We start from the raw sequence: 26,710 nt of genomic DNA, 5'->3' as shown, positions 1-26,710 counted from the left end.
GAAAAAATCGAATCAGGCCGTGACGATCTGACCCAGCCAGCGTGTATCGCGCGGCGACGGCCGACGATGCAGGCGCTGCTCGAGCAGTGCGCGTGCCTTGCCGGCGTCGCCGCTGCGCATCCACGCGACCAGCAGCGTGTCCTGCACGATTTCGCGTTGTGCGCCGCTGCCGCCGATGCGTACCGCTTCGTGCGCCACGGGCTCGAGGAGGGCCGCGCATCGTGCGTATTGCTCGTCGGCGAATGCAAGCGCTGCACGGCAGATCGCCGGCACCACGGCACCGGCCCGCAGCGTGCCGGCTTCGACGAGCGCGTCGAGCGCGCCCGCACGCTCGTCGAGCGTCGCCTTTGCGCCGGTGGCCGCCGCGATCAACGCCATATGGACATCGGCGAACGGGAAGCCCGCCTGCCGGAAGTAGTCCGATGCATACCGGGCCGCATCGTCCCACTTGCCCTCGGGAACGGTGTGACCGTAAGCCTGCATGCGCCAGAGGAACGAAGCGGTATCGCTGACCACGTTGATCGGCACGCCCAGCGACGCCGCCGGCGCAACCTGCGCGTCGTAGATCGCGAGCGCGCGTTCGGTATCGCCGCGTTCGAGCGCGATCAGCGCCGCATGCCACGCAATGTGGCTGTGAAGGATGCCGCTGCGGTCGTATTCAGGCAGCCAGCCGGCGATCATCGCGTCGGCCTCGTCGTTCGCGCCGGCCTCGTACAGCACGTGTGCCACCGCGTGCGCGGCATTGACGTTGTGCCGGCGCAATTCGAGCGCACGCTGCGTCAGCGTACGGCCGAGCCGGACGTCGCCGTTCTCGCCATGCGCCCAGCCGCGATACGTCAGGAACCACCAGTCGTCGTCCGCGAAATGCCGTGCATGGCGCTCGCAAAGATCGACGCGCGCCTGATCGTGATCCGCCATGCCCGAAAACGCGAACAGGCCGAACGCGCCGAGCGGCAGCGACAACACGACCACGTCGCGCGGCCAGCTGTCGGCATGCTCGAGCGCGGCCGTCAGTGCCGGTGCGGACTGCCCGTGGATCGCGAGCGACAGTACGTTGACGTGGCTGCGCTCGCGCGGCGTACCGTTGCGGGCAGCGAGCGCGACCGCGTTCGTGATCATCGCGCGTGCTTCACCGATTTCGGCGCGGATCGCATGCAGGCGTGCCCGGGCCGCCTGTGCCAGCGCGAATTCCGGATCGGCCGCGATCGCCTCGTCGAGCGTTTCGGCTGCGCCTGGCCACAGGGACAGGAGCAGGTCGACGCCGGCGCGATAGCGCTCGGCCGCGAGTTCGGACGTCGTGGAAAGGGGCAGGCTGTAGCGGTCGAAACAGGCCATGAGGCGGGAAACTCCGGTAAGAATCGTTGGCGTTCGGGGCGGCGGCGGTCAATTGCGCGCGCGTTGTCGCGAGTCAGGCATGACGATGATTAGACCAAGTTTCTTCGTGTCGGTATTTCGATTAATAGACAAGATATATAGAATATCTGCCAACTGGAGAATCATCATGGTCTGGGAGACGATCGAGGCGCCGGCGAGCGCGGCGCCACCGGCACCCCTCACGGTGCGCGCGCAGTTCATTCCCGCCCGCCACTGTTTTCCCGAACATCATCATGGCTGGCATCAGGTGGTGTACGCGATCTCGGGCGCGCTGACGGTGATCGCGGAAGGCGGTTCCTACGTCATTTCGCCGGATCAGGCCGTGTGGCTCGCCACCGGCGCGCGGCATCGCGTCGGCTCGCTGCTGGGCGCGGAATTCCGAAGCCTGTGGATCTCGGACGACGCGGGGCCGGCGCTGCCGGGCACGAGTCCGAGCGTGTTCACCGTCTCGCCGTTGCTGAAGGCGCTGATCGTCGAGGCGAGCGAAATCGAAGGGCAACCCGACGAAGACGGCTATGCGGGGCGCATCACCCACCTGATTCTCGACCAGCTGCGACGTGCGCCGGCGCTCCCGTCGGCATTGCCCTGGCCGCGCGACGCGGCGCTGATGTCGCTGTGCGAAGCGCTCTACGCGGATCCGGCGGACCTGCGCGGCCCGGAGGAGTGGGGAGCGATGTTCGGCATGTCGACGCGCACGCTGGCCCGCCGGTTCGTCGCCGAAACCGGTATGAGCTTGCGCTCCTGGCGCCGTCACATGCGCCTGTTCAGGGGGATTGAACTGCTTGCGGGCGGGCACGGCGTGACACGCGTCGCGATGGAACTGGGCTACGGCTCGACGTCGGCTTTCGTCTACGCGTTCCGGCTGGAGATGGGCAGCAGCCCGCAGGCCTACATGCGCGGTCGCGGCACCGAGTTCGGCGAACGCGCGCCGGCGCGGCCGTGCTGAAGACGAGGGGAATCGGGGCAGATCGGATCCCGCGGGATCCGATCGATGATGCGGACGCTTACGCCGGAAGATCCTTCGGATCGCACGATTCGCACGCGGCATCGGTGCGCGTGGCTTCATTTCGGATATAGAAGCGATACACGCCATACACGAACGCGACCCAGACCGCCGACACCACCAGCGACATCCGCATGTCCGGCAGGATCGCGATACAGGCCATCACCGCGGCGACGAAGCAGAGCGCAATGTAGTTGCTGTACGGATAAAACGGCATCTTGTAGGTGAGCTTGTCCGCTTCGCCGTTCGCGATCCGGATCTTGCGAAAGCGCAGGTGGCTGATGACGATCGAACCCCACGCACAGACGAGCGCGAACACGGTGACCGACGAGAACAGCTCGAAGGCCTGCTCGGGCATCACGTAGTTGAGCAGGACGCCCGCGAACATCGTTGCGAACACCATCAGGATCGCGCGATACGGCACCTTCCGGTTGTTGACGACGCCGAGGAAGGCCGGCGCGTTCTTCTGCAGCGAAAGGTTGTAGAACGTGCGGCTGTTCGTGAACACGCTTGCATTCACAGCCGACAGCACCGCCATGATCACGACGAGGTTCATGATGCCGGCCGCGGCGGGAATGCCGATCTTCGTGAACACCTCGACGAAGGGGCTGCCCTTGGTGGTCAGCGAGGTCCACGGAAATACCATCAGCAGGACCGCGATCGCACCGACATAGAAAATCAGCAGGCGCCAGAACGTCGCGTTGATCGCCTTCGGCATGGTCGTTCGCACATCCTTTGCTTCGCCGGCTGCCAGGCCGAGGTTCTCGACGCCGCCGAACGAGAAGGCCACCATCACGATCGCGAGAAAGGTGCCGCCTACGCCTTTGGCGAAGAATCCGCCGTTGGCAACGAGGTTGTGATAGCCGATCGGTACGCCGTGGTTGCCGATGCCGAACACGATCATGCCGGCGCCGAAGATGATCAGTGCGACGATCGCTGCCACCTTGACGAGCGCAAACCAAAACTCGGCCTCGCCATAGAACTTCACGCCGATGACGTTGACGCAGAACATGATCGAGACGGCTGTGCCGGCCGTCACCCAGATCGGGATGCCGGGGAACCAGAAGTGCACGTAGTTGCCGAGCGCGTTCAGGTCGGCCGCGCTGGTGGCCAGCAGGAAGATGAACGCATTCCAGCCGTTCAGGAAGCCGACGAAGCGGTGAATGTAGCGGTTCGAGTATGAGATGTAGGAACCGGATACCGGCTCCTCGACCGCCATCTCGCCCAGTGCGCGCATCACGAAGTAGATCGCGATGGCGGCGAGCACATAGACGAGCAGGATGGCCGGGCCTGCCGTACGGATGGCCCAGGACGAGCCGTAGAAAAGCCCGGTGCCGATCGCGCCGCCGATCGCGATCATCTGGACGTGCCGGTTCGACAGGTCGCGCTTCAGGTCTTCCTGTTCGTAAGTCGTGGTTTGAGGGGTCTGTGTCATGTCGCCTCCGAGAGTGTCTTCATCTGTCTTTGCAGTTGCATGGGAAATCCGGATTTTTATATGTATTCCTTATTAATTGACGTGATCGTTCCGGACGATCGACATCCTTGTGGTGCGTCTGGTGACCGTGGGCGAAGCGGGCGCTAGTTCAGCCTCGCGCCGGCTTGCGTGGCTGAAGTCAGAGTGCGGCCAGTGCCTGGCTCAGGCGCTCGACGGCCTCGTCGATCAGGATGCGCGGGCACCCGAGGTTCGCGCGCAGGTAGCCGTGCCCTTCGATGCCGAATTTCTGCCCCTTGTCGAGCCAGAGTCGCGCCTGGGTCAGCATGAAGCGATTGAGTACGTCGGGGTCCATGCCGAGCCCGCGGCAATCCATCCAGGCGAGATAGAGCGAATCGGCCGGCAATACCTCGATGCGCGAAGTGATGCCGTGGATCGCGTCGCGGAAATGAGCGTGATTGCCGCGGAGGTAAATCAGCAGCGCGTCGAGCCACGACTCGCCATGCGTATAGGCGGCTTCGGCAGCCACCATGCCGAGCGTATTGACCGACTGGTACATGTTACGGTCGAACTGCCGCCGCAGCTGGTCACGCATGCGCGGGTCCGGCACGAACAGGTTCGCGCTCTGCAGTCCTGGCAGGTTGAAGGTCTTGCTCGGCGCGGTGCAGGTGATGCTGTTGCGCGCAAACGGTTCGCCGAGCGACGCGAACGGGATGTGTTTCTTGGTCGGGTTAAGGATCAGGTCCTGGTGGATCTCGTCGGAGATGACGATCACGCCATGACGTGCGCAAATTTCGCCCATCGTCCTCAGCTCGCCCTCGGCCCACACATTGCCGGTCGGATTGTGCGGGTTGCTGAGGATGAAGAGCCGTGTGTTGTCACGTATCGCCGCTTCGAATGCGCGCTCGTCGAAACGATAGGCGGTGCCGGCCCGCTCGAGCGGGGCGAAGACGAGGTGCCGCCCGTTCAGCAGGACATCATCGTGGAAATGGGCATACACGGGCGGCTGAATGAGGACCGTATCGCCGGGTGACGAGAAGGCCTGGATCGCCGTCTTCAACGCGGTAATGATGCCGCTCGCCTGCATCACCCAGGAGCGATCGACTTCCCAGCCGAAGCGACTCGCCTGCCAGTCGACGACGGCCTTGACATAGCTTGCGGTCGCGCCGCACGAATAACCGAAGACGCCGTATTCGACCGCGTCGTGCAGCGCATCAATGACAGCGCGCGGCGCGCGGAAATCCATGTCGGCGACCCACATCGGCAACGGATCGGCAGCATGCTCGTCAGGTGACAGCAGCGTGGCGCCGAACGCCCATTTCAGCGAGTTCGATGATCTGCGGTCGATGACTTCGTCGAAGATCGAGGCGGGCGTATCTGCGGCGCCCCCACCGGCAGCCAATTCAGAATGAGACTTCACGTTCCCTTCCATTCACGATAGAGACGGCACGCCGGCGGCGTGACCACGTATGGCGAATAGAGTAGCAGCGCGAAATTTTGAGGAACAATGGTATCTCCTCATGGAGCCGTGAGCCCGGTTCATGGATGCAGGTTCGCGGCACGCGTCAGATTCCCAGTGCCACGAGAAAGCGCGAAACCATGTTGTAGGCGGCCGCCGTGGCCACAGCCTCTACCGTCTGCCTCTCGCCGAAATGCGACTTCAGTTCGGCGATCACATCGGCATCGACGTGCACCTGCCGAGTCGACTGATCGGTCAGACGAATCAGCGCACATTCCGCGTTATCGAACAGTTGGCTGTTTATTTCGGCCTCCTTCAACGCTTCGCTCTGTGCGCGCGTGCCGCCTGCTGCCAGATAGGCTGGGTAGTGAACGTTCCATTCGAAATCTGCACCGTTGAGCACGGCCACACGCAGCATGATCAGTTCACGGTGCACGAGCGGCAGGCTGAAATCGGCGCGCACCCGGCGCAGCAGTTCGTTCCATCCTGTCGCCAGCGGCTCGCTCCTGAGCAGTACGCGGTCGATGCCGATCAGTTCGCCGCCGGGACGACGCGAGCGCATCGCGGCAAGCAATGCTTCGGGGGCCGGTTCTCCGTCCTGCCAGGGGACGACTCTTGTTTCCGACATCTTCACCTCCAGTGGAAATTTCGTTGCGGTACCGTCGCGAGATGCGGCGCCCGGCCGTCACGCGGCACGGGCACCTAGCCCCGACGGGTGTCAGGGTTTCATGACGTCGCCGTCGTAGAGCATCTCGTAGTGCTTTTGTCCGCCAGCCTTGAACGAATGGAAACCGTTCTGTAGGAAGGCCGAGACGAGATTGGCGCCCACCAGCGCGATGGCGAACGAGCTGGTGATCGAATACGGCTGGATCGCCATCGCAACGAGCGAAGTGGCAGCCGAAACCAACGCCGGTGTGGCGCCCTGAACGGGATGCAGGCATTCGGCCTGCACCTGCTCGAAGCGACGCACGGCTTGCCACGCGTAGCCGGCGATCAGGACGGCCCAGGTCAATCCCGCCACCGCCAGAATCGTTTCGCCCACCAGCGGTGGCAACGTCCATAGCCGCGCGGCGGCACGCCAGGCCTGCCCGAGGCCGGCCAGGCCCAGCACCATTCCGAAATGCGACGCCGGAATCGTCACCTGTCTCGGGTTTGCCATGCCTGTTCCCGCTGCGGGCCATCGCTTGTTTCATCCGAAGGCCCATGGTTCATCGTGAGCACCATGCGGAACCTGACGTCGCCCGATTTCATTTTCCGATAGGCCTCGTTGGCCTGCTCCAGCGGCATGACTTCCATCATCGGGCGGATCCCGGTGAGCACACTGAAATCAAGCGCCTTCTCGCTCTCGTACGGCGAGCCGGTAATCGATCCTTGTACCGTCCGCTCGCCGACGACCAAATGCCCGGACGCGATGGACAGCGGGTCCCTGGTCACACCGAGCACGACGAGCCGGCCCGCAGGGGCCAGGCCGTCGAGCAATCCGGATACCGCGTCGGCATTGCCGATGGTGGTCAGGATGGCGCGCGCTCCACCCATGCGTTGAAGTCGGGTGGCGGCATGTTCCTGGCTGGTATCGATGTAGACGTGTGCGCCCAACGCCAGCGCATCCGCGGTGACCTCGCGGCGGCGGCCGATGGCGATGACCTTGAATCCCATGTGGCGTGCATACTGCAACGCCATGTGCCCCAGGCCACCGACGCCGAGAATGGCTACGACATCGCCCGCCTCGGCGCCACACTTCTTGAGCGCGTTGAAGGTCGCGATCCCTGCGCAAAGCAGCGGGGCGGCTTCTGCCGCGCCGAGCTCGTCAGGGATCGCGACGAGCGCCGTGCAGCGTGCGAGCATCATCTCGGCGTAGCCGCCGTCACAGGTTGCGCCGACGACCGGCTGGTTGCGGCAAAGCTGAAAGTGTCCCTGGCTGCATTGAACGCATTCGTTGCAGTAACCGCCAAGACGGCCCACCCCGACGCGCTGCCCGATCTTCCAGCGCGACGGCACGCCGTCACCGAGCGCGGCGATCCGTCCCACGATCTCGTGACCCGGAACGCGTGGGGGTTGCAAGGCCGGATCGGCGCGTTCGATGTCGGTGGCGTCCGCGCCACATATCCCGCAAGCCTCGACCGCAATCAGCACTTCGCCGGCTGACGGCGTGGGCGTCTTGCGCTCCACCAGTTCGAGGACACCGGGGTGGGTCACCTGCATGGCCCGGTAGTGGTCTTTCATGATGGTTTCTCCAGAGTTGTGAAGGGAATTTGATGTGCCGAAGCGATGCGTCGTCATTCGTAAGATTCAGGCAATGCCTGCACACCCGCATGCGCAGCTTCAATCGCGCCGGCGACATAGCCCGGAAACTGTCGTGACCATTCGCTCGCGATGCCGGTCAGGCGTCGATGCCAGGGGCCGGACAATGCGGTGGCGGCGGGGGCTTGCGCGTGGTGGCCGTTGTCGTCGAGATCGGCGGCGGTGGCCGTGAAGGCGTCCTGTGCCCAGTCCTTGATGAACTCGGCTTCGGGCGTCGCAGCCTTCGCGCCGAACAGACGTATCAGTTGTGCGCGGCAATGTGCGCGCAACACGTCGTCACGGATGCTTTTACGAACGCGTGCGGGGATGCCGAAGAAGCCGAACAGTGCGGCGCTGCCGCCCTGCATGGACGCGTCGTGGATCTCGTCCAGTGGCCCCCGTGCGCTTCGGGCCTCGCCGGACAGTCCCTGTTCGCGCCAGAACGGTGTGTCGTAGATGGCGACGTACTTGGCATGCGGCGCCATCCACGTGCTCGTGTCGCACCATTGCCGGGCCAGTGCCGTCGGCAGTGGTGGGAAGAACGCGATGCACTCCTCCGCCAATCGTGGTGGTATGGCCAGCAGCACGCGTTCGACGCGCCAGGTCGTGACGCAATCGGCGGCGTTTTCGCTTTCCAGTTCCACGTGCGCGTCGACAACGCGGATGCGCCGCACGATCTGACCAGAGACGATGCGGGACGCGTGCACGCGGTCGCGCAGTGCATCGATCAGTGCACTCATTCCGCCTGCCACGCGCATCGACGCCGGCGTGCTGGCGTACCCCCGCATGCGCACGGGCGGCGCATCCGGCGAGCGCTCGATCAGCATGTCGCCTGCTTCGTATTGCTCGAAGCGTTGCAGGCCCAGATCGTGGATCAGCCGGTCCAGTTGGGGCTGAAGGTGCGGCCAGAACCACGTCGGGCCCAGATCGAAGCGATCGATGTAGTTCGCCGCAGCCGTTGTGCCGTAGGCCGCGCGCAGAGGAACGGATGCGATGCGACCACCAGGAACATCGCGTGCCTCGAGCAGCACGTAGTCGCTGACGCCTTGCTGCTCCAGCAGGAACGCCGCATACAGGCCGCTCAGGCCCGCGCCGACAATGGCGATGCGTGCCGTCTGCATGGCTATGCCTTCACCGTCATGCTGGCCGGGCGACTGGTCTTGAGATAGACGGTGGCTCCGCCGGCTCCGGACACGATCTCCGGATACTTGCCCTTCGGCAAACGCATCCAGCTGCCGTACCGGTGGGATCGGGCCTCGACCTCGATTTCTCCGGCCAGTACGAGCAATTCGGCGCTGTCTGACGGCGCGGGGAACAGTGCTTCACGCGGCGCCAGCCGTTGCAGGGAAACCTGTTCGACATCGTTCACGAACAACGGGCAGATTTCGCGACCGTCGCGCCGTTGCCAGGCCGCCGGGTCGTTGGTGTCGACGCGTACCCGCCGACGCTCGCCGGCGCGCATCTGCCGGAGCTTGACGAAGATGATGGCGCCCTCGCGGCTGGAAGGGCTGTGGCTGGAGCCGGGCGGATTGCGCAGGTACCAGCCTGCCGGATAGTGGGCGCCGTCTTCCGAGAAGGTGCCGGACAGCACGAGAATCTCTTCGCCCTCGGGATGCAGGTGGGGCGGGAAGCAGGAGGCGGGCGCATACCGGACGATACTGGTGGCGCGGGCTTGCTCTCCACCCAGCCGATCCAGCATTACGCGCTCGACGCCGGCCTGTGGGGAGGCCGCCCATCGATACTGGTGAGGCGCGACGATGACGCGGCGCGAGAAATCTGCGTTGACGAGCATGGGTGGAGTTCCTGGGCTTGATGGGCGCGCGGCCGACTGGCCTGGAGTCGGCAGCGGGCCGATCCCGATATGAATTACTGACCGGACAGTTGCGAGTGGGCTTCGATGACGCGCGCCGAGTAGGTCAGCGCAGCCCCCGCGTTCAGCGCGATCGCGACGCCCAGCGCTTCGGAGATTTCCTCCAGCGTAGCGCCGTGCTCGACGGCCTTTTTGGTGTGCACGGAAATACAGCCGTCGCAGCGGGTGGTCACGGCCACGGCGAGGGCGATCAGTTCGTGGATCTTGAGATCCAGATGGCCCGTCTTCGCGGCGGCACCGTCGATCGCGGTCAGGCCGCGCACTACGTCGGGGCTTTGTTTCGCAAAGTCGCCGACGCGCTCCAGCAGGGCAGCACGGTAGGCATTCCAGTCGTTCATCATGTTTAGGTATCCAGATAAATAAGGGCAGGGCACAGGATAACGCCCGGCCGTGTGACTAGGCGACCTGGTAGATGCGCACGTCGGGCGCGGCATCCAGCAGCGGTGCGAGGCCTGCCACCACATCGGCGGTGAACAGGTCGCTTTGCAGGTACGCGTTCGCGTGCTCCGTGCTGTCGAAGCCGTGCAGCACTTGCACGTCTTCATTGCGCACGAGCAGTTCCTTCGATTGCGCGCCGGCGATGGTGTCGAGGAAAGGCGTCTTGTACCGCCGGTAGATCTCGGCTGCGGCGGCCCGGTTGGCGTCGGCAATCCTGAGCGTGATCTGCAAATAGACCATGTCGTTTCTCCTCATTGAGCGGGAAGGTGCAGCGGGTTTCCAGCCATCGATCCGTCATGGATCGAGGGTCCGGTCTGAACCGGGCAGGCGAGCGGGTCGTGCGTCTGCCCGCTATCCATCAGTTGCGGCCGGCCATGACGCCGCCGTCCACGTCCCAGATCGCGCCGGTGACCCAGCTCGCCTTGTCCGACAGCAGGAACGCGACGACTTCCGCCACGTCTTGCGGCGTACCGACCCGGCCGATCGGGTGGAAGCTGTTGAAGCCCTGCAACGCCTCGTGTACGTCGGCCTTCGGGATGAAGCCTTCGTAGATCGGCGTCTGGACGACGGCCGGCGAAACCGCATTGACGCGAATGTGCTTCGGGGCCAGTTCCATGGCGAGATGCTGCGTCAACGAGTGCAGGCCCGCCTTCGCCATCGAGTAAGCCGACGACGGCGTCGCGGCGATCGCCTGCTTCGCCCACATCGACCCGATATTAACGATCGCGCCCGGGCGGTCGCCGGCGACCAGATTGGCGGCGATTTTCTGCGTGATGAAAAAGAACGCCTTGTTCAGCTTCATGTACTGGTCGTAGTCAGCGTCGCGATGCTCGAGGAACGGCTTGGGGAAGAACACGCCCGCAGCGTTGACCAGCAGGTCGATGTCCGGATGTTGCGCGTCGAGGGTCTGGAGCAGCGCTGCGAGGCCGTCGTCGCTGGACAGATCCGCCGTCAGCGCCACGACCGAGCCCAGCGCGGCCAGCTCCCGGTGCGCCGCCTCGGCCTTGTCGGCCCGGTGCCCCACGATGACCGCGCTACCGCCTTCAGCGAGGACCAGGCGGGCCGTCTGCAGCCCCATTCCGCTGGTCCCGCCGATGACCAGCAACTTCTTGCCCTTGAACTGATTGCTCATGATGAATTCCGTGTAGAAGAAAAGCTATTGATGAAGGCGGCCCCGGATGGACCGTGCTGCGAGTCCATCCATCACCGAGTAGGAGTTGCGGCCGGTATATGGTGAATTTTTCGCCGTTTCACTTTCGGCGGCAAACGAGATAAAGTGTTCTTAATTGAAAGAAATTCTTTGTCGTGATGAAGTCACCCGTTCACCTGAATGCGTTGCGTGCATTCGAGGCCAGTGCCCGTCATCGGAGCTTTTCGGCGGCCGCGGCCGAGCTTCATGTGACGCCTGCGGCTGTCGGTCAGCTCGTCCGTTCGCTGGAGGAATGGCTGGGGAGCCCGCTGTTCCATCGCGGCGCCAGCGGGCGTCTCCGTCTCGTGCCGACCGAAGCGGCCGAGCGCGCGCTGCCGGATATTCGCGCAGGCTTCGACAGGCTGACCGTCGGTCTCGAACGGCTCAAGGAGGGATCCACGAGCGGGGTGCTCACCGTCGCAGTCAGCCCGGCTTTTGCGGCCAAGTGGCTGCTGCCGCGGATCGAAAGTTTTCAGAATGCATGGCCCGATACGGACGTGCGACTGGATACCAACCTCAAGCCCGTGGATTTCGTGACCCAGCAGATCGATATCGGCGTGCGCTACGGAACGGGCAGTTGGCCGGGGCTCGTCGCGGACAAACTCATGGACGAAGATGTCTATCCCGTGTGCTCGCCCGGGCTGCTGCGCGGACGTTCGCGTCTGCAAAGGCCTTCCGATCTGGCCGGGGAGACCCTGATTCACGACCTGTCGATGAATAGCCGCACGGGCTTTCCGGCCTGGGATACGTGGCTGCGCAAGGCTGGCGTGGCGGGTGCCGCTACCGGGCGCGGGATGCAGATCAACAATTCCGCGGCGGTGTTGCAGGCCGCCATCGACGGGCACGGCGTCGCGCTCGCGCGTAGTGTCATGGCGCGCGACGATCTGGCAACCGGGCGTCTGGTGCGACTCTTCCCGGAAATAACGTTCGCTTCACCGTTGGCCTATTACATCGTGTATCGCGACGAGTGTTCGGGCCTGGCGAAACTCGTGGCCTTTCGCGACTGGTTGCTCAAGGAGGCGGCGTTGTAGCGAGGGGCCGCGCACAGCCGACGACGGGCTTGTCGTCGGCCTGTGCCGCGGCGGCTATATCTTGTCCCGTGTTGCAGCGATCGGATTCCTGTCGACGAACTCGTACCGCCCCTGCGTCGCATCGACATGCGCGACCGTATCGAGCACGCGTATCACGGGCGGAAAGCCGTACACCCGCTCGACCATCGCCTTGTATTCGTCGCCGTGCCAGCGCGCGGCGGCTTCGCGCGTGCGCCACACGTACACGCCGCCGCCTTCGTGCGTTGCCGCGTCGTAGAAATACCATTTGTGCAGCAGGTCCGGGTTCACGGCCCACTTCGCGGCAGTCGCCTCATAGCGGTCCCGCAGCGTGGGCAGGTCGACGTCGGGCTGCAGTTTGAAGAAGACGATTTCGGTGATCATGACAGCGCCTCCATTCGCGAATCGCGGGGATGCGGCGGGGATGCCTCCGGGGGCTTCCGAGTCAGGCTACGGGCCCCGGGAGGCTCCGTTTCTCAGTACGGCGACGGCCGGTTTTCCGTGCGCCACTTGAGATCGGCCGGCGTGCCCGGCCGGGGCGGGCGCAGCCCCTCGATCGTCCACAGCCCGAACGGTGTTTCGCCGATATGGATTTCCCAGCGCAGGCCTCGCTCGCCGATGAACGGCGCGAGGCGCTGGCCGACATGCTGCATGAACCGCGCCTGCTCGGCAGGATCCTCGATCTGCCGCGCGATGTGGTCGACCCGGATTCGCACGAAGTCGTCGGTCGGCTTGCCGCCGATCAGGAACGACGCGGGCGGCAGCGGCTGAAACAGCACGTTGACGTAAAAGTGCGGCAGAAATCCGTCGTAGAGGCCGACGATGCGCTCGGCGATCTCCAGCTTGTCGGCATCGGTATAGGTGTGTTCGGGATGGTAGATGTTCCAGAGCGGCATGTGTGTTCCCCGGTTCGTGAAAGAGAGCAGATGTGGCCTCAGATGGCGCTGTAGCGCGCCGCGGGCTGGCCGTCCCGCGTGACGGCGCGAAGGAGCTGGCCGCGCGCGCCGTCGAACTGTTGCCATACGCCGAGATCGTGGAGCGTCGGAAAGCACACGGATTCCTCGTGATCCAGCGCGTGCAATGCGGTGTCGACGAGCGTTTCCGGCGACATGAACAGCGCGTCCGGGAACGGTGCGGCTGTGTCGCCGAAAAACTCCGTGCGCACCGGCCCCGGCATGACGGCCTGGACCGCGACGCCGCGCGGCTCGAGCTCGGCGTGCAACGAACGCGTGAAATTGAGCACGTACGCTTTCGAGCCACTGTATCCGCCCGCGCCGGGTACGGGCATCAGCGTGACGATCGACCCGATGTTCACGATCATGCCGTGTCCGGCTGCGCCGCAGCGGCGTGCAGCCGCGAGCGAGAGCCGGGTCAGCGCGAGCACGTTGACCCGGATCATCGTGTCGACGGCGGCCGGATCGACCGATGCCGACAGGCCCAGTGCGCCGAGGCCGGCGGCATTGACGATGCCGGCGAAATCGGCGGTGCGGTCGATCAGCGCCTCGATCTGCGCGACGCCGTCATCGCTCGACAGGTCGGCGACGACGGCCTGCGCATCGCAGCCGTATGCGGACCGGAGCCGGTCGGCGAGCGCTGCGAGCCGTTCGCGCCGGCGTGCAACCAGGATCAGGTCGTATCCGCGAGCGGCGAGTCGATCCGCATAGACGGCGCCGATACCCGATGACGCGCCGGTGACGACGATCACGCCTCGATTTTCCTGCTTCATGTTCAAACCTCCAAAGGGCTGGACGGACAAGGTCTCCACTAACTCTTATTATTAGAGTAAGTGGCTGGCGACACGCCGTCAAGCGTGGCCGGATGCGATACGATTACCGTCGCGTGCGCACCGACATGGGCTGCGCATCGAAGTCAGGAAAGGTGATTCGCGATGAAATCCAAGAGTTTTGACGGCATGACCTGCTCGATCGCCAGCGTGCTCGACGCGCTCGGCGATCGATGGAGCACGCTGATCGTGCGCGATCTGGCGCTCGGGCTGGCGCGTTACGACGATCTGCGCCAGTCCACGGGCGTGACCCATGCGACGCTGTCGGACCGGTTGAAGGCGCTCGAAGGCAGGGGGCTGATCGAGCGCCGGCTGTATCAGTCGCGCCCCGACCGGTACGAATACCATCTGACGCCGCGCGGCCGCGACATCGGCATCGTGCTGATGGCGCTCGTGCAGGTCGGCGATGCGTGGGGGCAGGCGGAATCGAAGGCGCCGCCGCTCCGTTTCACGGAGGCGCGCTCGGGGCATGCGGTGCGGCTGGCGGTGGTCGATGCCGAGACGGGTAGCCCGATCGCCCAGCAGGACCTGCGCGTCGAGGCGGGGCCCGGCGCGGACGAGATCATGCACTGGCGGCTCGAGAAGACGCGCGCGCGGCGCGGCGAATCGTGACGCGCGAATCGCCGTCGCGCTGCCGGTTCGCGGCTCATGCCGGAAATCGCGCGGCGCCCGCTTCCGGCGGCAGGCGCAGCCCGTTCGTCAGGTAGCTGACGGTCCGGTAGAAGCCCGCGAGCATCAGCAATTCGAGCAGCGCCTCGTCGCTGAAATGCGGGCGCAGCGCGTGCCACAGGTCGTCGTCGATGTCGCAATGCCGATGCAGCGCGTCGCACAGCCGGATCAGCAACCGGTCCTCATCGTTCCAGCATGCGTCGTCGGCCGAGCCGTGGGCCAGCGAGTGAATCTGTTCGCTGGTCAACCCGGCGGCCGCCGAAAACACGGCGACATGCACACCCCATTCGTATTCGGACCGGCAAAGCGCGGTGGTGCGGTCGATGACGATCTCGCGTTGCCGGATGTCGAGATGGCCTTTGTCCAGCAGGCCGGCGGCGAAGAATTTCGTGAACAGGCGCGCGTCGCGCGCCAGCGTGGTGAAGAGGCGCAACGGCGGGCGGCCCCGCATGATCCGCTCGATCGATGCGGCGATGTCGGGTGCGAACGGTGGTGATGCGGATGCAATGCGCTGAGTCATGTGAACCCCGTGCCTGAGACGATGCATGCGTGGAAGCGTAGGCGTCGTGCTTTAAAAAGTAAAGCAAAGGCGGGGCTCGGTTCAAGCGATTGACTCTGCCTGTCGATTGCTTTAAAAAGTAAAGCATGACCACACCCAAAATCGGACAGCGCGTTCGCGGATCGACGGCAGGGCGACCCATCATGGTCGTGCTGGACCTGCTCGGGCGCCGCACCACGCTGCGCATCCTGTGGGAGCTGCGCGGCGAGCCGCTCACTTTCCGTGCACTGCAGGAAGCCTGCGCAACGAACGCTCGCCTGCTCAACACGCGCCTGACCGAGCTCAAGGCGTCGGGCCTCGTCGAGCATGGCGAGGGCGGCTACTGCATGACCGCCGAAGGCCGGCGGCTCGAGGCGGCACTGCAGCCGTTGCTGGGGTGGGCGAAACAATGGGCGAAGCGCGACCCGGACGGGTTCGACGCGGCCGATCGCGAGCAATCCGCTCAGGAACGCTGATCGATCGACACGCCCGTGCGCATCGCAACGTCATGCCGGTTCGCGCATCGTGCGCGCGCCATTTTTGTTCGCGGAGTCCTTTCATGTCTGTTCGGGCCGTCATCTTCGATTTCGATCTGACGCTGGCGGATTCGTCCGCCGCGATCATCGAATGCACGGAATACGCATTGCATCAGCTGGATGCCGCCGGCGCGACGCCGGCGCAGATCGGTGCCGTGATCGGGCTGCCGCTGCACGAGATGTTTCGCTTGCTGACGGGTGAAACCGAGCCGGCGCGGGCCGACTCGTTCGCGCGTCTCTTCGTGGCGCGCGCCGACGAGATCATGGTGCCCGGCACCCGTATCTATCCCGAAGTGCCGCCGCTGCTTGCCCGGTTGCGAGAGCAAGGGCTCGCCGTCGCGATCGTGTCGTCGAAGTTTCGTTACCGGATCGAGGCGATTCTCGAGCGCAACGGTTTGCAGTCGCTCGTCAACGTGCTGATCGGCGGGGAAGACGTGCAGCGTCACAAGCCGGATCCGGAAGGGCTCGTGCAGGCACTGGCGCGACTTGGCCTGCCGGCTCGCTCGGCGATCTACGTCGGCGATCATGCGGTGGATGCGCAGGCGGCCGAGCGTGCCGGCATGGCGTTCGTCGGCGCAGTGAGCGGGATGACGTCGTTCGACGGATGGGCGCAGGCGGGCAAGCAAGCGGTGGCCACGCATATCGGCGAACTGGACACGATCGTGCAACGGATGCAGTGCGATCCGTCCGACGCATCGGGCTGACTTGCCCCCAGCCTGTCGATCGTCGGGATGTCGATGATCCTGACGATCCGCTTCCAGCGCAGTGCAATCGGCCCACCGGCGGCTGGCGGGTCCGAGGACGGACGCCGGGAATCGGTGTCCGCGAAATGACGAATTCGCGGGCTTCATCCCGGCATCCCAGGTTCGTCCAGCTGACGAACCCATGGCGGCTGCATTTCGCTCAGGATTTACGAAATGGTATTTTCATGAAATCCCGGTTTTCGGTGTGAATGCAGATTCGATCGAGTATCAGCTGATCGTGCCGATAATGATGAAACTGAAATTCCGGTCGCTGTATTTGCCATATGAGTCGCCGGTTTGAATCGTGGCGCCGCTACCGGAAAGCGCCGGGAAGATCACGTTGTCCAGCGTGTTCTGCCCGCCGCCGTATCCCCATTGCGACCCGGTAGCCGCCGGCGTCTTGGTGAATGCGGTGCTGAACGAGAGCTGATACGTCCCCGTGCTTTCACGTTTCACCGTGAATCCGCCCGAGCCATCCACGACCGTGCCGTTGCCCTGCACACTGCCCCACAGCGTAACTTGAGCCATGATCGCTTCTCCTTATCTATTGTTGAAACAATATCGATAATTGAAACGGGATGCAGATCAAGATTTTCATTAATTATCCGGATCGGCGGTTGTATTGTATGTGATGGATTTTTAAAGTTTGATCCGATGTAAATAATTTATTCTGATTTTTATTTTAAATGTGCCGAATTTGTAATTGAAAGAGAGCACTGTTGCGCAACGTTGGCATTCGGTTGTTGGCCGGGTATCCAGGCGATCGACGCACGCTGATGCCGGGGATGGGCGGGCGGCCGAACGCGGCGCAGAACCGGCCGACTGGCCCGCTTTCCGAAACAGTCCGGCAGCGCGCGACGGATTCTGCGACGATCGCCGTTAAAGTCATACCTGCCACTCGATCCGCCGCCATGTCACTCATTTCCGCTGCCTTCGCAAGCCTCCGGTTCTCGCGCGTGCTGCCGGCCGCCCGAGCGCTGTCATATGCCGTTTCGCTCGCGGCAGCCTGCGCCGTGCTCGGCGTGTCGGGCGGTGCGCGTCCGGCCGAAGCCGCCACGCCCGCGCAGCGCGCACGCCTCGACGCACCGGTCAAGGCCGTCGCCGATCAGCGCTTGACCGTCGACACGCCGCAGGGCAGTGCGGCGCTGCCCGTCTACGCCGATCGTCCGCTCGACCAGGCCGTGCCCGACGTCACACGCGTGTTCATCGTGATTCACGGCACGCTGCGCAATGCCGACGCGTACTACGCATCGGGACTCAAGGTCGTCGAGAAGGCCGGCGCTGCCGGCAAGGGCACGATGGTCGTTGCGCCGCAGTTCCTGACACGCGCCGATACGCGCGCGTTTTCGTTGCCCGCGCAGACGCTGGCGTGGACGCAGGAAGGATGGAAGGGCGGCGACGCGGCCCGTCAGCCGGGGCCGATCAGCTCGTTCACCGCGCTCGATGCATTGCTGGCGCATTTCGCCGACCGCAGCCTGTATCCCGCGTTGTCGACCGTGGTCGTGATCGGCCATTCCGCCGGCGCGCAGTTGCTGCAGCGCTATGCGGTGGCCGGGCACGAAGGCGATGCGCTGGTGCGGGCCGGCATCGCGGTGCGCTATGTGGTCGCGAATCCGTCGAGCTACCTGTATTTCGACGATGAACGGCCGAATGCCGACGCGATCGCCGGCGGCACCTGCCCGCGGGCGACGCAATGGAAGTACGGGCTGAAGTCCGCGCCGCCTTACGTTGCGTCGCAGGATGGGCGCGATCTCGAAACGCGTTACGTTGCGCGCCACGTCGTGTACCTGCTCGGGCAGGCCGATACGAATCCGTACACGCATTTCATCGACCGTTCGTGCGCGGCGATGGCACAAGGCCCGTACCGGCTCGCACGCGGGCTCGCCTATTTCGATTACCTGAAGAAGCGGCATCCTGACGATCTCGCGCAGCAGGTCGTCGAAGTGCCGGGCGTCGGGCACGACGGGCTCGGCATGTTCACGTCCGCTTGCGGGCTGGCCGTGCTGTTCGGGCAGGCATTGCCGCAATCGTGTCCGGTCGTTGCCGGTACGGCGCCGGACATGCGCTCGGCAGCACAGTGAGCGTGCGTGCGAGGCCCGCGCACGGCAAAAATCGGTTGATCAAAAAAATGCAGGAATCGGCAAGATAAATTCATTTCCGTGCGAAGCGCTTCCGGTTCAGGATGACGGCGTTGCCAGGAGCGCCCCCCATGGACATCACGATCCTCGACGATTATTTCGACACGCTGCGCACGCTGCCGTGCTTTCGCAAGCTGGACGGGCATGCGGTCACGATCTGGAACGATCACGTGCAGGACGTCGACGCGCTGGCCGAGCGCCTGCACGACACGGAAGTGCTGGTGCTGATCCGCGAACGCACACAGATTCGCGCACCGCTGATCGCGCGGCTGCCGAAGCTGCGGTTGATCAGCCAGCGTAGCGTCTATCCGCACATCGACATCGACGCATGCACCGCGCACGGCGTGATCGTGTCGTCGAACCAGCATGCCGGCACGCCTTCTTACGCGGCCGCCGAGCTCACGTGGGGCCTCGTGCTTGCCGCGATGCGCCGGATTCCGCAGCAGATGCGCGCGCTGCAGGCGGGCAACTGGCAGATCGGGGTCGGGCGGACGCTGCGCGGGCGCACGCTGGGGATTTACGGCTATGGCCGGATCGGTGCGGAGGTCGCCCGGTACGGCGCCGCGTTCGGGATGAACGTGCTGGTCTGGGCGCGCGAAGCATCGCTGCAGCGTGCGCGCGACGACGGGTGGAATACGGCGCCGGACAAGCGCACCTTCTTCGAAACCTGCGACGTGCTTTCGCTGCACATGCGGCTCGTGCCGGCCACGCGCGGCATCGTGACCGCCGAGGATCTGGGCCGGATGAAGCCCGGCGCGCTGCTGGTGAACACGAGCCGCGCGGGTCTTGTCGCACCGGGCGTGCTCGAAGCGGCGTTGCAGGCCGGCCGGCCCGGGATGGCGGCGGTGGATGTCTACGAGACTGAACCGTTGCGTGACCCGCGGCATCCGCTGCTGCGTTTGCCGAATGTCGTGTGTACGCCGCATATCGGCTACGTGACCGAGGACGAATACGAGACGCAGTTCGCGGATGTGTTCGACCAGATTGTGTCCTATGCGGCCGGGCAGCCGATCCACGTGGTCAACCCGGATGTGCTCGTGCGTGAAACGGCGTCGATCGAGCCGCTGATCCTCGACCTGCTCGAATGGATCGGGCCCGCCCGGCGCCCTTATGACGAGGTGATCGAGGCGTGGCGCACGTCGTGCCCGCGCCTGCCGGTGTGGGAGGAAGCCTGCGCGCGCGGCTACGTGGTCCGGCACCATGCTCCGGGCGGCGTGGCGGAAGTCGAAATGAGTGAAGCCGGTCGCGCGCATTTCCGGGCCGCGCGCGCCTGACCGCGCCGGGCGGTCGGCGCGCCGTGGAACCACCCGCGCGTCATGCCGTTTTTTCGGCGGCCGGCGCTGCGTCCGGATCGAACACCGTCAGGCCTTCCGTCGGATCCGTCGGAAGGTCCCACGGACGTGCCGCGATGGCCCGTTTCGCCGCGTCGTAGCCGGCCTGCCGGCGGGCCGCGATGCCGTCCGGCGTGAAATCGATGTCCTTCAACTGATTGTCGCCGGCGAGTCGCGGCGCCGCGAGCTTGACCAGGTGCATCGTGGTTTCGCATCCCCACGCGGCGAGCCGGCGCACGGCCGGCGACGCGCGTTCGGCTTCCGGCACGTGCCGGGCCAGTTCGCGGATCACGTGGCGCAGCCGGTGAATCTGCTGCTGGCGCGCGATGTGGCTGTCGGTGCGGCTTGCGTACTGGATGTCCTTCTGCCGCTCCGACACCTGCCAGATGCTCTCGGGTTCGGGGCCGGCCGGATTCCACATCTGGACGGAGAAGATGATCGAGCTGCGGCGCGGGTTGTCGTCGAGCACGACCTCGACCGGCGTGTTCGAATACACGCCGCCATCCCAGTACGGTTCGCCGTCGATCCGTATCGCCGGGAACGCGGGCGGCAGCGCGCCCGAACTCATGATGTGCTCGATCCCGAGCCGCGTGTCGCGCGAATCGAAATAGCGCATCGTGCCCGTGCACGCATTGACCGCGCTGACGGTCAGGCGCGGGTGGCCCGCGTTCAGCAGGTCGGGATCGATCAGCGACGTGAGCGTGTCGCGCAGCGGCGCGATCCGGTAATACGATGCGCGATCGACGCCGAGGCGGACCATCGGCCCGAGCCACGATGCCGGGTTGGGCTGGAAGAATCCCGCGATGCCGCGGCCGATGATCATCAGCTCGGCCAGCGTCCGGTCCCAGCCGGGCAGCAGCGGCGCGGTGTCGAAACGGGTGCGTTCGGTCACGCGGCGCCAGAATGCCGACAGCTTCTCGTAGCGTAGCGCCGGCGGGTTGCCGGCGATCAGCGCCGCGTTGATCGCGCCGATCGACGTCCCGATCACCCAGTCGGGTTGAATGCCGGCTTCGTCCAGCGCCTGAAAGACGCCGAGCTGGAACGCGCCCAGTGCGCCGCCGCCCTGGAGTACGAGCACCACTTGCCCGGGGAGGTCCATGCGTGCCGGCTGGCTCGCGGTCATGGCTTGCCTCGCTGCGTGTGACGGTGGGTCGGATCAGAACGGATCGATTCAGTTTAGGCGATCGGCGGCGGGCAGCCGCCCGCAATGCAACGGGTGGCTGCGTTTGCTTCCGTGCCAATCGCTTCCGACCCTCAAGTGTGTTCACGGTGGTGCGCGTACGTACGGCAGCGCGCGCCGTTCCTGGCCGGGCATCCGCAGGCGTGAGCAGCCGGCGTCACGCGTCCGGGTAAGGCGTACCGTCCTTGTGCAGGAACCGGCCGTCGCGGCTCGGGCTCATCATGTCGATGTCCGGGCAGGTGATCACGTCGTCCGGCGAGCGCGAGCCGACTTCAAGATAGACGGCGACCGCATCCGACCGGTTGATCAGGTGATGGCCGTTGCCCGAGCCTTTCGGAAACGCCGCGCAGTCGCCGGCGCGCAGCACGGTTTCACCGCCGTCCTCGATCATCACGAGTTCGCCTTCGAGCACGTAGACGAATTCGTCTTCGTCGGAATGCCAGTGGCGCTGGCTCGACCAGCCGCCCGGCGGCACGCGCATCAGGTTGACGCCGAAATCGCGCAGCCCGCCGGCGTCGCCGACGCGCTGGCGGATGCGTTGCGCGCACGGCGCGTCGAACGGCCGCGGATAGCCGCTGCCGCGGCGTTCGGGCACGGTGCTGAGGTCGATCCTGGGCATGGGCGGCTCCGTCAGCCACGCGGGCGAATGGGATGGGGGCATTGTAGGCGCCGCCGCCCGCCATTCGTCCGCGCGTGTCGCGATGCGCCGCGTCATTCGACCGTGATGGTCTCCTTCATGTACGGGTGAATCCCGCAGAACACCTTGTAGACGCCCGGCTTGTCGAAGCGGAACGAGTACGTCTCGTCCTGGTCGAGCGCCTTCGAATGAAAGATGCCGGCGTCGTTGACGACGGTGTGCGGTTCCGCGTCGAGGTTCTTCCACGTGATCGTCGTGCCGGCCTTGATCGTCGTCGACATCGGCGAAAACATGAAATTGCGGATCGTCACGAGCGAGCCTTCCGGGCCTTGCGCGAACGCGGCGAGCGGAGCGGTGGCGCACAGGATCAGCGCTGCGATGAGGCTGGATTGCTTGAAGCGGGTCATGTCGGTCTCCTTGTGGTTCGGTGCGTCAGGCCAGCGTCGCATCGTGCAGCGACGACGTGACGGGATGGCCGGCGAATTCGACGGTCGTCACGCCGAGCATCGACGGCAGCCGGTCGCGCGGCACGGTGAGCGGCACGGGGCCCGGGCCGTTGCCGGCCGTCGGCTGCGGGAACGCGGTGGAGCGCGCGGTGTGGAACGTCACGTTGCCCTCGACTTTCGACACGATCTGGTGGATGTGCCCGTTCAGCACGGTGACCGAGCCGAAGCGGCGCAGCAGCGCCATCGTCTGCGGCGCGTCGCCGGTGCCCCAGCCCCACGGCTCGTAGATGGTCCACATCGGCATGTGCGAGAACACGACGATCGGCGTGCTCGACGAGCGGCCCTTGAGATCCTGCGCGAGCCACGCGAGCTGGTCGTCGCCGAAGCTGCCGAGCCCGTTCGGCTTGAAGTGCATCACGTTGACGAGGCCGATGAAGTGCACGCCCGCGTGATCGAAGCTGTAATACCCGCGGTTGTCCGACGCCTTGCCGAACCGGCCGAAATATTCGGCGCCCGAACCGTCGGTGACGTCGTGCTCGCCGGGCACCGTATGTAGTTCCGGCACGCGCAGCGCGGAGAGCAGCTGCGACGCGTGGTCGAACTCCTCGGGCTTGGACAGGTGCGTGATGTCGCCGGTATGGATGGCCAGCGCGGGCATCGCCGGCATGCCGTTGACGAGATCGATCGTCTGCTTCAGCGTGGCCGACACGTCGGGATTCGCGTCCTTGTTGAAGCCGATGTGCGTGTCGCTGATCTGCACGAACAGCGGGCGGCCCGCGTTGGCCGGGAGCGCGTCGCCGGTCTGCGCGAGCGCGAGGTCGAACGGCGTCAGGACGCCGCCCGACAGCGTAAACAGCGTGCCGAGGCCGCCGAAGGCCATGCACTGCAGCGCCTTGCGGCGCGACGGGTTGGTGGGGGTCGATGAAGACATGTGAGCCTCGCATTCGTATGACGGAACCGGACGGCCGGATCGTCCTGGAATAAACCGGCGCCTTCGCGTGCCATACCGGCCAAGTGGCGGATTTATTCCCGCACGTTACAAGGTCGAACGCCCGTGTTTGCGGCTTGCGCGGCGATGTACGGTTCCTGACAGATGACTTGTCAATGTCCTGTAAGTGACACGTCACATTTGCGTCACGACCGGTCGATAGCCTGCCACTCCGAGTCACCACTCCGGAGCCCCTTCATGCCGAATCTCGCGGCAACGGAAACCAGCGGTGCGGTCAGCAACCGCACGCGCAACATCAGCCTCGCGCTGTTTTTTCTGATCATTGCCTGCGGCATCGTCTATGTCGGCATTCATCTCAGCGCCGACCTCAGTCCCGTCAAGGAAAGCTCGGTCCTCCCGTTCCTGCTGCTGATCGTCGCGCTGCTGATCGCGCTCGGCTTCGAATTCGTCAACGGCTTCCACGACACCGCGAACGCGGTCGCGACCGTCATCTATACGCATTCGCTCGACCCGCACCTCGCCGTCGTCTGGTCGGGCCTCTGGAACCTGTTCGGCGTGCTCGTGTCGAGCGGCGCCGTCGCGTTCGGCATCCTGCAGTTGCTGCCGGTCGAGCTGATCCTGCAGGTGGGCAGCGGCTCGGGCTTCGCGATGGTGTTCTCGCTGCTGATCGCGGCCGTCACGTGGAACCTCGCGACCTGGTATTTCGGGCTGCCGTCGTCGAGTTCGCACACGCTCGTGGGCTCGATCATCGGCGTCGGCCTGATGAACCAGATCGTCAACGGCCCGTCGGGCACGAGCGGCGTCGACTGGAACCAGGCGCTCGGCGTCGGCAAGGCGCTGCTGTTCTCGCCGCTGATCGGCTTCGTGCTGTCCGCGCTCGTGCTGCTGCTGTTGAAGGCGCTCGTGCGCGTGCCGGCGCTGTACCAGGAGCCGAAGGGCAACAAGCCGCCGCCGTTCTGGATCCGCCTGCTGCTCATCCTCACGTGCACGGGCGTGTCGTTCGCGCACGGCTCGAACGACGGGCAGAAGGGCATGGGGCTGATCATGCTGATCCTGATCGGCGTGATGCCGACCGCGTACGCGCTGAACAAGGCCGTGACGCCCGACCAGACGAGCACGTTCGTCGCGGTGGCGCGCCATGCTTCGACGACGCTCGTCAAGTATGCGGACCCGGCCGCGCAGTCGGCCGACCCGCGCGCCGACGTCGAGGCGTACGTGCGCACGCACAAGCTGACGCCCGCGACGATTCCCGCGCTGGGCAAGCTCACCGACACGATCGCCGACCAAGTCGCGCAGGCCGGCGGCATCTCGAGCGTGCCGCAGAACCTCGTCGACAACGTGCGCAACAACATGTACGTCGCGTCCGAGGCGATCCGGCTGATGGAGAAGGCGAAGGCGCCGGCGTTCTCGGTCGAGGACGCGAGCGCGCTCGAAGCGTTCAAGAAGCAGATGGACCGCGCGACGAAATTCATCCCGACGTGGGTGAAGGTCGCGGTTGCGATCGCGCTTGGCCTCGGCACCATGGTCGGGTGGAAGCGGATCGTCGTGACGGTCGGCGAGAAGATCGGCAAGTCGCATCTCACGTACGGGCAGGGCGCATCGGCCGAGGCCGTCGCGATGCTGACGATCGGGATGGCCGACGCATACGGGCTGCCGGTGTCGACGACGCACGTGCTCGCGTCGGGCGTGGCCGGCACGATGACGGCGAGCGGCTCGGGCCTGCGCTGGGATACGGTGCGCAACCTCGTGCTCGCATGGGTGCTGACGCTGCCCGCGTCGATCGCACTGTCGGCTGCCCTGTACTGGGTACTGCACGGACTGTTCTGACCCGCGCCGGGGGGCGCGACGTCCGGCCGCGCGATGCGCGGCCGGTCCCATCGATTTTCAATTCAACACAAGACGCTACCGATGGATATCAGTTTCGATCCGAACCGCACCGCGAACGCTTCGGCGTGGCGCGTGCTGCCCAACCGCTGGGATGCCGTCGCGTTTCCGCTGATCATCTGCCTGCTCGCGATGGCGATCGTCGGCTTCCATCAGACCATGGCGCCGATCGGTGTGCTGCAGACGCAGAAGATCTCGCTCGATCCGTCGAACCTGCCCGAATACGCGTTGCGCACCACGCTGCGGATGCTCGCCGCGATGGTCGCGTCGCTTACGTTCACGCTGATCTACGGCACGCTCGCCGCGAAAAGCCGCCGCGCGGGCATGGTGCTGATTCCGATCCTCGACATCCTGCAGTCGGTGCCGGTGCTCGGCTACATCTCGTTTACCGTCACGTTCTTCCTCGCGCTGTTTCCGGGCCGCGTGCTCGGTGCGGAGCTGGCCGCGATCTTCGCGATCTTCACGAGCCAGGCGTGGAACATGACGTTCAGCTTCTACCAGTCGCTGCGCACGGTGCCGCGCGACCTGAGCGAAGTGTCGCGCGGCTTTCACCTGACGCCGTGGCAACGCTTCTGGAAGCTCGAGGTGCCGTTCTCGATGCCGGGGCTGATCTGGAACATGATGATGTCGATGTCGGGCGGCTGGTTCTTCGTCGTCGCATCGGAAGCGATCACCGTCGGCAACCAGACGATCACGCTGCCGGGCATTGGCGCGTACCTCGCGCAGGCGATCTCTGATAAAAACCTCGGCGCGGTCGGCTGGGTGATCGTCGCGATGTCGGTCGTGATCCTCGCCTATGACCAGTTCCTGTTCCGCCCGCTCGTCGCATGGGCCGACAAGTTCCGGATGGAGAACACCGCGTCCGGCGATGCGCCGCAATCCTGGCTGCTCGACATGATGCGCCGCACGCACCTGATCCATCAGCTGCTCGTGCCGGCCGGCTGGCTGCTGTCGCAGGCCGCGCGGATTCCGCTGCGCTTTCCGTCGCTGAAGGGCACGCGTGCGCGCGGTGCGTCGTCGCGCGGCGCGTCGCGCATCGGCGACATCGTGTGGGGCGCGTTCGTGATCCTGCTGACGGTGTACGTCGTGTGGCGCGTCGTCACGTTCGTCGCGACCGGCGTGACGATGGGCGAGGTCGGGCATGTGCTCGTGCTCGGGCTCATCACGCTGCTGCGCGTGCTGGTGCTGATCGCGATCGCGTCCGTGATCTGGGTGCCGCTCGGCGTGCTGATCGGGCTGCGACCGGCGCTGGCCGAGAAGATCCAGCCGCTCGCGCAGTTTCTCGCCGCGTTCCCGGCGAACCTGCTGTTCCCGGTGTTCGTGATCGTGATCGTCCACTTCCACCTGAATGCGGACATCTGGCTGTCGCCGCTGATCGTGCTCGGTACGCAGTGGTACATCCTGTTCAACGTGATCGCCGGCGCGATGTCCTATCCGAACGACTACAAGGAAGCGACGAAGAATTTCCGCATCCGCGGCTGGCAGTGGTGGCGGCAGGCGATCCTGCCCGGCATCTTCCCGTACTACGTGACGGGTGCCATTACCGCCTCGGGCGGCGCGTGGAACGCGAGCATCGTGTCCGAGTTCGTGCAGTGGGGCGACACGAAGGTCGTCGCGCACGGCCTTGGTTCGTATATCGCGCAGACCACTGCCGCCGGCGATTTTCCGAAGATCATCCTGGGCATTGCCGTGATGTCCCTGTTCGTTACCCTGTTCAACCGTCTGCTGTGGCGTCCGATGTACGCCTATGCGGAATCCCGGCTCCGTCTCGATTGAGAGTAA

28 protein-coding genes and 1 pseudogene are annotated in these 26,710 nt (G+C 65.2%); 9 read left to right on the top strand and 20 right to left on the bottom strand.

Going from position 1 to position 26,710, the window contains the following annotated elements:
• Nucleotides 1-12: 12 nt before the first annotated feature.
• Nucleotides 13-1,335 carry a tetratricopeptide repeat protein gene (locus G3O06_RS16520; RefSeq protein ID WP_205816787.1) on the bottom strand — a complete coding sequence of 441 codons (1,323 nt, stop codon included), beginning with the start codon at nt 1,333-1,335 and terminating at the stop codon, nt 13-15.
• 106 nt (nt 1,336-1,441) lie between these two features.
• Here G3O06_RS16520 and G3O06_RS16515 point away from each other — a divergent pair, with 106 nt between their 5' ends.
• Nucleotides 1,442-2,320, top strand: coding sequence for a helix-turn-helix transcriptional regulator (locus tag G3O06_RS16515; RefSeq protein ID WP_346779533.1), 879 nt, complete (start codon nt 1,442-1,444; stop codon nt 2,318-2,320).
• A 58-nt stretch (nt 2,321-2,378) separates the two neighbouring features.
• Here the strand turns inward: G3O06_RS16515 and G3O06_RS16510 are convergent, their stop codons facing one another.
• The 10 genes from G3O06_RS16510 to G3O06_RS16465 form a co-directional block, all read right to left on the bottom strand.
• Nucleotides 2,379-3,812: an amino acid permease gene (locus G3O06_RS16510; RefSeq protein ID WP_205816786.1), complete on the bottom strand. Its 1,434-nt coding sequence runs from the start codon at nt 3,810-3,812 to the stop codon at nt 2,379-2,381.
• A gap of 178 nt (nt 3,813-3,990) precedes the next feature.
• Nucleotides 3,991-5,241, bottom strand: a complete 1,251-nt coding sequence (locus tag G3O06_RS16505) for a MalY/PatB family protein (protein ID WP_205816785.1) — start codon at nt 5,239-5,241, stop codon at nt 3,991-3,993.
• Between the two features lie 133 nt (nt 5,242-5,374).
• Nucleotides 5,375-5,896, bottom strand: a complete 522-nt coding sequence (locus tag G3O06_RS16500; protein ID WP_205816784.1) for a carboxymuconolactone decarboxylase family protein — start codon at nt 5,894-5,896, stop codon at nt 5,375-5,377.
• 90 nt (nt 5,897-5,986) lie between these two features.
• On the bottom strand, nt 5,987-6,427 hold the full coding sequence (locus tag G3O06_RS16495) for a hypothetical protein (RefSeq protein ID WP_205816783.1): 441 nt from the start codon (nt 6,425-6,427) through the stop codon (nt 5,987-5,989).
• Nucleotides 6,406-7,491 (bottom strand): alcohol dehydrogenase, encoded by a 1,086-nt coding sequence (locus G3O06_RS16490; protein ID WP_205816782.1) that lies wholly within the window; start codon nt 7,489-7,491, stop codon nt 6,406-6,408. The genes G3O06_RS16495 and G3O06_RS16490 overlap by 22 nt, the downstream gene beginning before the upstream one ends.
• Nucleotides 7,492-7,544: 53 nt before the next feature.
• A complete protein-coding gene (locus G3O06_RS16485) occupies nt 7,545-8,669 on the bottom strand; it encodes an FAD-dependent oxidoreductase (RefSeq protein ID WP_205816781.1) in 1,125 nt (374 codons plus the stop codon).
• Nucleotides 8,670-8,671: 2 nt separating this feature from the next.
• Nucleotides 8,672-9,340, bottom strand: a complete 669-nt coding sequence (locus G3O06_RS16480) for a cupin domain-containing protein (protein ID WP_205816780.1) — start codon at nt 9,338-9,340, stop codon at nt 8,672-8,674.
• A 74-nt stretch (nt 9,341-9,414) separates the two neighbouring features.
• Entirely contained in the window at nt 9,415-9,759 is a 345-nt protein-coding gene (locus tag G3O06_RS16475; RefSeq protein WP_205816779.1) for a carboxymuconolactone decarboxylase family protein, read from the bottom strand.
• A 55-nt stretch (nt 9,760-9,814) separates the two neighbouring features.
• On the bottom strand, nt 9,815-10,096 hold the full coding sequence (locus G3O06_RS16470) for a hypothetical protein (RefSeq protein WP_205816778.1): 282 nt from the start codon (nt 10,094-10,096) through the stop codon (nt 9,815-9,817).
• Nucleotides 10,097-10,214: 118 nt separating this feature from the next.
• The gene (locus G3O06_RS16465; protein ID WP_205816777.1) at nt 10,215-10,988 is read right to left on the bottom strand and encodes an SDR family oxidoreductase; all 774 of its coding nucleotides are present in this window, start codon (nt 10,986-10,988) and stop codon (nt 10,215-10,217) included.
• Nucleotides 10,989-11,164: 176 nt separating this feature from the next.
• On the opposite strand from G3O06_RS16465, the gene gcvA reads away from it, so the two are divergent.
• Entirely contained in the window at nt 11,165-12,076 is a 912-nt protein-coding gene (gcvA, locus tag G3O06_RS16460; RefSeq protein ID WP_205816806.1) for a transcriptional regulator GcvA, read from the top strand.
• 54 nt (nt 12,077-12,130) lie between these two features.
• Here gcvA and G3O06_RS16455 read toward each other — a convergent pair whose 3' ends face one another.
• From G3O06_RS16455 to G3O06_RS16445, 3 genes are all read right to left on the bottom strand, one after another.
• Nucleotides 12,131-12,478: a hypothetical protein gene (locus G3O06_RS16455; RefSeq protein ID WP_205816776.1), complete on the bottom strand. Its 348-nt coding sequence runs from the start codon at nt 12,476-12,478 to the stop codon at nt 12,131-12,133.
• Nucleotides 12,479-12,570: 92 nt separating this feature from the next.
• Nucleotides 12,571-12,990: a tautomerase family protein gene (locus G3O06_RS16450; protein WP_205816775.1), complete on the bottom strand. Its 420-nt coding sequence runs from the start codon at nt 12,988-12,990 to the stop codon at nt 12,571-12,573.
• A gap of 38 nt (nt 12,991-13,028) precedes the next feature.
• Nucleotides 13,029-13,820 carry an SDR family oxidoreductase gene (locus tag G3O06_RS16445; protein WP_205816774.1) on the bottom strand — a complete coding sequence of 264 codons (792 nt, stop codon included), beginning with the start codon at nt 13,818-13,820 and terminating at the stop codon, nt 13,029-13,031.
• Between the two features lie 162 nt (nt 13,821-13,982).
• Between G3O06_RS16445 and G3O06_RS16440 the strand changes: the two genes are divergently transcribed.
• Nucleotides 13,983-14,489, top strand: a complete 507-nt coding sequence (locus tag G3O06_RS16440) for a helix-turn-helix domain-containing protein (protein ID WP_205816773.1) — start codon at nt 13,983-13,985, stop codon at nt 14,487-14,489.
• 34 nt (nt 14,490-14,523) lie between these two features.
• Here G3O06_RS16440 and G3O06_RS16435 read toward each other — a convergent pair whose 3' ends face one another.
• Nucleotides 14,524-15,066 (bottom strand): carboxymuconolactone decarboxylase family protein, encoded by a 543-nt coding sequence (locus G3O06_RS16435; protein ID WP_205816772.1) that lies wholly within the window; start codon nt 15,064-15,066, stop codon nt 14,524-14,526.
• Between the two features lie 182 nt (nt 15,067-15,248).
• Between G3O06_RS16435 and G3O06_RS16430 the strand changes: the two genes are divergently transcribed.
• The gene (locus G3O06_RS16430) at nt 15,249-15,560 is read left to right on the top strand and encodes a winged helix-turn-helix transcriptional regulator (RefSeq protein ID WP_241020074.1); all 312 of its coding nucleotides are present in this window, start codon (nt 15,249-15,251) and stop codon (nt 15,558-15,560) included.
• Between the two features lie 83 nt (nt 15,561-15,643).
• Complete coding sequence (locus tag G3O06_RS16425; RefSeq protein ID WP_205816770.1) at nt 15,644-16,324, top strand: HAD-IA family hydrolase; 681 nt, start codon at nt 15,644-15,646, stop codon at nt 16,322-16,324.
• Nucleotides 16,325-16,591: 267 nt separating this feature from the next.
• Here the strand turns inward: G3O06_RS16425 and G3O06_RS16420 are convergent, their stop codons facing one another.
• Nucleotides 16,592-16,891, bottom strand: a complete 300-nt coding sequence (locus G3O06_RS16420; protein WP_241020073.1) for a hypothetical protein — start codon at nt 16,889-16,891, stop codon at nt 16,592-16,594.
• Nucleotides 16,892-17,274: 383 nt separating this feature from the next.
• Here G3O06_RS16420 and G3O06_RS16415 point away from each other — a divergent pair, with 383 nt between their 5' ends.
• Together G3O06_RS16415 and G3O06_RS16410 are read left to right on the top strand one after the other, a co-directional pair.
• The gene (locus tag G3O06_RS16415; RefSeq protein WP_205816769.1) at nt 17,275-18,444 is read left to right on the top strand and encodes an alpha/beta hydrolase; all 1,170 of its coding nucleotides are present in this window, start codon (nt 17,275-17,277) and stop codon (nt 18,442-18,444) included.
• A gap of 128 nt (nt 18,445-18,572) precedes the next feature.
• A pseudogene (locus G3O06_RS16410) lies at nt 18,573-19,538 on the top strand (D-2-hydroxyacid dehydrogenase family protein); the annotation flags it as partial.
• Between the two features lie 277 nt (nt 19,539-19,815).
• Here the strand turns inward: G3O06_RS16410 and G3O06_RS16405 are convergent.
• The 4 genes from G3O06_RS16405 to G3O06_RS16390 form a co-directional block, all read right to left on the bottom strand.
• Nucleotides 19,816-20,955, bottom strand: coding sequence for a patatin-like phospholipase family protein (locus G3O06_RS16405; protein ID WP_205816767.1), 1,140 nt, complete (start codon nt 20,953-20,955; stop codon nt 19,816-19,818).
• Between the two features lie 214 nt (nt 20,956-21,169).
• Nucleotides 21,170-21,631, bottom strand: a complete 462-nt coding sequence (locus G3O06_RS16400; RefSeq protein ID WP_174980626.1) for a cupin domain-containing protein — start codon at nt 21,629-21,631, stop codon at nt 21,170-21,172.
• 92 nt (nt 21,632-21,723) lie between these two features.
• The gene (locus G3O06_RS16395; protein WP_174911918.1) at nt 21,724-22,056 is read right to left on the bottom strand and encodes a cupredoxin family copper-binding protein; all 333 of its coding nucleotides are present in this window, start codon (nt 22,054-22,056) and stop codon (nt 21,724-21,726) included.
• Nucleotides 22,057-22,081: 25 nt separating this feature from the next.
• Nucleotides 22,082-23,026: a metallophosphoesterase gene (locus G3O06_RS16390; RefSeq protein WP_174970391.1), complete on the bottom strand. Its 945-nt coding sequence runs from the start codon at nt 23,024-23,026 to the stop codon at nt 22,082-22,084.
• A 255-nt stretch (nt 23,027-23,281) separates the two neighbouring features.
• Here G3O06_RS16390 and G3O06_RS16385 point away from each other — a divergent pair, with 255 nt between their 5' ends.
• A complete protein-coding gene (locus G3O06_RS16385) occupies nt 23,282-24,871 on the top strand; it encodes an inorganic phosphate transporter (RefSeq protein ID WP_205816766.1) in 1,590 nt (529 codons plus the stop codon).
• Nucleotides 24,872-24,952: 81 nt separating this feature from the next.
• A complete protein-coding gene (locus G3O06_RS16380; protein ID WP_205816765.1) occupies nt 24,953-26,704 on the top strand; it encodes an ABC transporter permease subunit in 1,752 nt (583 codons plus the stop codon).
• Nucleotides 26,705-26,710: the final 6 nt, after the last annotated feature.

Source organism: Burkholderia sp. Ac-20345, from assembly GCF_017104825.1.
In the GTDB taxonomy this organism is placed as follows: domain Bacteria; phylum Pseudomonadota; class Gammaproteobacteria; order Burkholderiales; family Burkholderiaceae; genus Burkholderia; species Burkholderia lata_B.
Note: the sequence above shows the minus strand (reverse complement) of the source record. Positions and strands in the feature narration are given on the sequence as shown.